The sequence below is a fragment of the Sinomonas sp. genome, assembly GCF_036848755.1.
Classification (GTDB): Bacteria; Actinomycetota; Actinomycetes; order Actinomycetales; family Micrococcaceae; genus Sinomonas.
Genome location: NZ_DAIUJO010000162.1, coordinates 1 through 6,123, shown reverse-complemented (window position 1 = coordinate 6,123; position 6,123 = coordinate 1). Strand labels below are relative to the sequence as shown.

The following is a 6,123-nucleotide window of genomic DNA, read 5'->3' as shown; positions in this document are numbered from 1 at the left end:
TCGGAGGCCGTCTCGGGGGCCCCCTCCGAGGCCCCCTCCGTCGGGTGGTCGAATCCCCCCGAGAGCAGCTTCTCGAGCGCCGCATCGACCTCGGTCTCCTGCGCCTCCGCGGCGGAGCGTCGCGCGCTGAAACCGTTCGGATCGTCGAGGTCCTCGCCCGTGGGGAGCAGGTCTGGGTGCCGCCAGATGGCGTCGCGGCCCGCGATGCCCCGTTCCTGCTTGAGCGAGGCCCAGAGCTCGGCGGCATCGCGCAGGCGGCGCGGACGCAGCTCAAGGCCGACGAGCGAAGCGAACGCATGCTCGGCCGGCCCACCCGTGGCTCGGCGCCGCCGGACCGCCTCACGGAGCGCCGGCGACGAAGGCAGAACGTTCTCCGTGGCGGCGGCGGTGAGCTCGTCGACCCATCCCTCGACGAGCGCGAGCGCAGTCTCGAGCTTCGCGAGGGCGGCTTCCTGCCGGGGCGTCCGCTCGGGCATGAAGACGCCGCCCTGGAGAGCCTCCTGGAGGGACTCCGGATTCCGCGGGTCGACTTCGCGCGCAACCTCCTCGATGCGGGACACGTCGATATGGATGCCGCGGGCGTAGTCCTCGACGGCGCCGAGCAGGTGAGCGCGCAGCCACGGCACGTGCATGAAGAGGCGGGCATGCGCGGCTTCGCGCACCGCGAGGTAGAGCCGGACGTCGCCCTCGGGGAGACCGAGGCCTTCGCCGAACTTCGTGACGTTCGCGGGCAGGAGCGCCATTTCGAGGTCGACGAGCGGGACGCCGATGTCGGACGCGCTCACCACCTCGCCCGAGAGCGCGCCGATGGCCGCGCCGAGCTGCATGCCGAAGATCGCGCCGCCCATGTTCTGCAGCATCGAGGTGGCCCCGCCGAGCATGCCCTTCATCTCCTCGGGGAGCTGCTCGCTGATCGCCGTCGAGAGGGCGGTGGCCACGCTGTTCGCGACCGGTTCCGTGAGCCGACGCCATGTGGCCATCGTCGCCTCGATCCACTCGGCGCGGGACCAGCCGCGGCCGATGAGGCCGGTGGAAGGGAAGTCGGTCGCGTTGTCCAGCCAGAGTTCGGCGAGGCGCAGTGCTTCGTCGACGTCCCGGTTCTGGAGGGCCGAGACGGAAGGGTCTGAGGTCATCGCCGCGGTCCGGCGCGCGTGCTCGTGCGCGAGCTGCCAGTTCACAGGGCCGTCCCCGGCTGAGGACATCATCATGGACTGGACCTGCTGGAACATCTGCTGGAGGACCGCGGGGTCGCTCGGAAGGCCCGCAGCCTTTGCTATTTCGGCGGGGTCGACCCCCTCGAGGCCTTCGCCGCCCATGAGCTTGGCGAAGAGCTCGGCCAGAGGATCCTGCGGTTCCTCGCCGTTGCCCTGTGGCTTGTCCGGAGTGGTCATGATGCCGCCGATCACTGGGAGGGAACAGTCATCCTCACGGTACCGCGTGCGGACACGGCTGTCTCCGCGCAGGTCGTCCTTTCGCTCTGGGCACACAGTGGCGTGCCGGTCAGCGCGCCACACGGGCGCGGATTAGGCTGGGGTGAGCGAATCCCTGAGCATCAGCGGCGATCCCGCCGCGGAAAGGCGCCGCGTGAGCAGCAGCGTCCCCCCGACCGCCGGTATCCCAGCGGACGACGGCGGTGCGCGGCCCCCTGAGGATGGCGCGCGGGCGGGGCGCCCCGGCCCCGGAGGAGGCGGCTCACGGGGCGACGGATTCCGGCGTCGTCTGAAGCCGCGGACCGGTCGCGGACTGGTCGGCGCGGTCGCCGCGGTCGCGGCCGTCGTCCTGGGCGGGATCGTGTGGGCTGCCCCGGTCCCGTACGTCGTCGAACTGCCCGGGCCGGTCTACAACACTCTCGGAACGGACAGCGGCAAGGACGTCATCACGATCAAAGGCCGCCAGACGTACCCGGCTCAGGGCGCCCTCGACCTCACGACCGTGTACGTCGAAGGCGGTCCCAACTCGAACGTGAGCCTTCTGGGGCTCCTCCGTTCGGCGCTGGATCCGTCGCAGTCGATCCTGCCCGTCGACGCCGTCTACCCCAAGGGCGTGACGACCCAGACGGTTTCGCAGGAAAACGCGCAGGAGATGCAGAGCTCACAGGACAACGCCGTCGCGGCCGCCCTCAAGACTCTTTCGATCCCCTTCCAGCAGCAGCTCAAGATCGCTTCGCTCGTCGAGAACTCGGCGTCGGCAGGGAAGCTGCAGCCACAGGACACGATCCTGAGCGTGGGCGGCCAGAAAGTCGAGTCGCTGACCGCGATCCAAGGGCTCGTCGCGGCCTCGAAAGGCAAGCCGCTCGCCGTCGTCTTCGAACGCAACGGCACCCAGCACACGGTCTCGATCACGCCCCGCGATTCCGGGGGCGGCCACTACCTGCTCGGCTTCACGGTCGCGTACTCGTTCTCGTTCCCGTTCACGGTCGACTTCGCCCTCGACCGCGTGGGGGGCCCGAGCGCGGGGATGATGTTTGCCCTGGGGATCATCGACAAGCTCACGCCGGGGAATCTCACGAATGGCAAGCAGATTGCCGGCACCGGGACCATAAGCCCTGACGGATCGGTCGGCGAGATCGGCGGAATCGTCCAGAAGATGGAAGGTGCGCGCTCGCAGGGGGCCACCCTCTTCCTGGCTCCTGCCGGCAATTGCGGCGACGTGGTGGGCCGCGTGCCGAGCGGACTCTCCGTCGTGAAGGTCGACACCCTCGACGCCGCGCGCCACGCGGTCGAGGCCTACGCCCAGGGAACGGACCCCGCGACCCTGCCGCAGTGCACGAAGTGATCGGTGAAGGCGCCTCCGGCGCTGTCGCCGAATCGTTACCCGCCAGCACGGAGCGGCTGGGAACTCCGTATCGGGGCGGCGCGTGCTTGACTTAGGCGTGGGTGCGCTGCGCCAGGATGCTCAGCGTGCCGGGATCACTGCGCTGTGATGACACCGAGCACTTGATGAAGGGGTAAACGTGACAGCCCGTCCAGAAGGCACCACCCCGCGCCCGCTCAGGAAGAGGCGCGGACCCCTCATTCCGACGATCATCATCGCGGTTGTGCTCGTGGTCGGCTTCGTGCTCTTCACCCAGGTCTGGACAGATGTCCTGTGGTTCCAACAGCTCGGCTACCTCGGGGTGTTCATCACCGAGAACCTTGCCAGGACGCTCGTCTTCCTCGTGGGCGCGCTCGGCATGGGCTTCGGAGTCTACGCCGCGATCCGGCTCGCCTATCGTGCCCGTCCGGTCTACGCCCCTGACGGCAGTGCGCAGGACAGCATGAGCCGCTACCAGGCCCAGCTCGAGCCCGTTCGCCGCGTGGTCATGGCTGGCGTGCCGATCGTCTTCGCCCTCTTCGCGGGTGCGGCGGCAGGAAGCCAGTGGCAAAAGGTGGTGCTGTTCTTCAACCAGGTCCCGTTCGGGCAGAAGGACCCCCAGTTCGGGCTCGACATGAGCTTCTACCTCTTCACGCTGCCGTTCGTGGGGACACTCGTCGGCTACGTCCTGAGCATCGTCATCATCGGCGGAATTGCCGGGCTCCTCACGCATTACCTCTATGGTTCGATCCGCATCAGCGATCGCGGCCTCTATACCTCGAGGGCAGCGCAGCTGCATCTCGCCATCAGCGGCGGGCTCCTGCTGCTCCTCATCGCGCTCAACTTCTGGATCGACCGCTACGGGACGCTGCAGAATTCCGGCACGAGGTGGGCGGGGGCGATGTACACCGACGTCAATGCGGTCATCCCGACCCAGGCCATCCTCGCGATCGCCGCCGGAATCGTCGCGATCCTGTTCTTCATCGCCGCGGCGATCGGCCGGTGGCGCCTCCCGCTCATCGGTACTGCCATGCTCGTCATCACGGGGATCTTCGCGGGCGGGATCTATCCCTGGGTCATCCAGCAGTTTCAGGTCACTCCGTCGGAGAAGACGCTTGAGGGCCCGTACATCCAGCGGAACATCTCCCTGACCCGAGAGGCCTACGGCCTCGACAGTGTTCAGGTCACTCCCTACAACGCGACCACCAACGCGGCCCCTGGTGCTCTTCAGCCCGACGCGCAGACGACCCAGAACATCCGGCTTCTGGATCCCACGCTCGTCTCGTCCACCTTCCAGCAGCTCGAACAGTACCGCCCGTACTACCAGTTCTCGCCGACGCTCAACGTCGATCGCTACAGCGTGAACGGCGGGAGCCAGGACACGGTGATCGCGGTCCGCGAGCTGAACCTCAACGGCCTCAGCCCGGACCAGCAGTCGTGGTACAACACCCACGTCGTCTACACGCATGGCTACGGGGTGGTCGCTGCCTACGGCAACACGGCGACGTCCGACGGCAAACCCGTGTTCCTGCAGTCTGGAATTCCGACGACGGGTGTGCTCGGCACCGAGAGTTCGTACCAGCCCCGTATCTACTTCGGTCAGTATTCGCCCGACTACTCCGTGGTCGGAGGGCCTTCGGGCTCGCAGCCGCGGGAGCAGGACAAGCCGCAGGGCAACGCCGGAGACACCCTGTACACCTACACGGGCAACGGCGGCCCCAATGTCGGCAACTGGTTCAACCGGCTGATCTACTCGGTGAAGTTCCAGAGCACTGACCTGCTGTTCTCCGACGCGGTCAACGCGCAGTCACAGATCCTCTACGACCGCGATCCGCTTCAGCGGGTCCAGAAGGTCGCGCCCTACCTGACCCTCGACGGCACGGCGTACCCGGCCGTGGTCGACGGGCGCGTGAAGTGGATCGTCGATGGCTACACCACGAGCCAGTACTTCCCGTACTCCCAGCAGCAGCAGCTCCAGCAGGTCACCTCCGATTCGCAGACAGCGGCCGGCCGCAATGCCGCCCTGCCGCCGTCGACCGTGAACTACATCCGCAACTCGGTCAAGGCGACCGTCGACGCTTTTGACGGCTCGGTCACCCTGTATGCCTGGGACGATCAGGACCCGATCCTCAAGACGTGGGAGAAGGTCTTCCCGGCCACCGTCAAGCCGATCGCCGACATGTCCGGCTCCCTCATGAGCCACGTCCGGTACCCCGAGGACCTCTTCAAGGTCCAGCGCGAACTCCTGTCGCGCTACCACGTCACAGATCCTGCGAGCTTCTACCAGAACGACGACGTCTGGAGCGTCCCGGACGATCCGACGACCGCCGGCCAGAACGGCGGCAAGCAGCCGCCCTACTACATGTCGCTCCAGATGCCCGGCCAGAAGACACCGGCCTTCCAGCTCACCTCGAGCTTCATCCCTCAAACGGTGCAGGCGGGGAAGTCCCGCGATGTGATGTACGGCTTCCTTGCCGCCGACTCGGACGCCGGGAGCAAAGCGGGGGTCAAGGGACCCGACTACGGGAAGCTGCAATTGCTGAGGCTTCCCACTGACACGAATGTGCCCGGTCCCGGCCAGGTCCAGTCGCGGTTCGACTCTGACCCATCCGTCTCGACCTCGCTCAACCTCCTCAGACAGGGAGCCTCGAAGGTCCAAGCCGGAAACCTGCTGACGCTCCCAGTGGGCGGCGGACTGCTCTATGTCGAACCCGTGTATGTGCAGTCCACCGGCTCGACGTCGTATCCCACCCTGCAACGAGTCCTTGTCGCGTTCGGCGACAAGGTTGGCTTCGCGCCGACGCTCGACGAAGCGCTCAAGAGCCTCTTCGGGGGGAATGCGGGAGCCTCAGCGGGGGACGCCGGGAACAATTCGACGACACCTCCACAGTCGCCGCCTACTTCGTCTTCCGCGGCGAGCAACGCCAACGCCCAGCTCAATCAGGCTCTCCAGGATGCGAAGAAGGCCCTGAGCGACAGCCAGACTGCCCTTCAGAATGGCAACTTCGCCGACTACGGGGCCGCCCAGCAGAGGCTGAGCGATGCCGTCTCGCGGGCACTCGCCGCGGAGGCAAGCCTCCAGGCGGCTCAAGGGCAAGGTACTTCGACGGCGCCCTCCACGTCCTCGCCGAGCCCGTCGCCCAGTTCGTCACCGAGTTCGAGCCCGACGCCGAGCCCTTCGACGAGCTCTGGCGGCTGACGGGGCCGCCGGCCTCCACCACCGATTTGGCCCTTCGTTCACCGATTGGTAACGTGGTGAGTGCGCCGCGGGGTGGAGCAGTTCGGTAGCTCGCTGGGCTCATAACCCAGAGGTCGCAGGTTCAAATCCTG

General features: G+C 67.2%; 3 protein-coding genes. 2 read left to right on the top strand and 1 reads right to left on the bottom strand.

What is annotated here, in order from left to right; translation table 11 throughout:
- Positions 1–1,391: zinc-dependent metalloprotease (locus tag V7053_RS17390; RefSeq protein ID WP_334173523.1), on the bottom strand; the 1,391-nt coding region annotated here is incomplete at its 3' end.
- Positions 1,392–1,584: 193 nt separating this feature from the next.
- Between V7053_RS17390 and V7053_RS17385 the strand changes: the two genes are divergently transcribed.
- Together V7053_RS17385 and V7053_RS17380 are read left to right on the top strand one after the other, a co-directional pair.
- On the top strand, positions 1,585–2,775 hold the full coding sequence (locus tag V7053_RS17385; RefSeq protein WP_334173522.1) for a YlbL family protein: 1,191 nt from the start codon (positions 1,585–1,587) through the stop codon (positions 2,773–2,775).
- A gap of 178 nt (positions 2,776–2,953) precedes the next feature.
- Positions 2,954–5,992, top strand: coding sequence for a UPF0182 family membrane protein (locus V7053_RS17380; protein ID WP_334173521.1), 3,039 nt, complete (start codon positions 2,954–2,956; stop codon positions 5,990–5,992).
- Positions 5,993–6,123 lie beyond the last annotated feature (131 nt).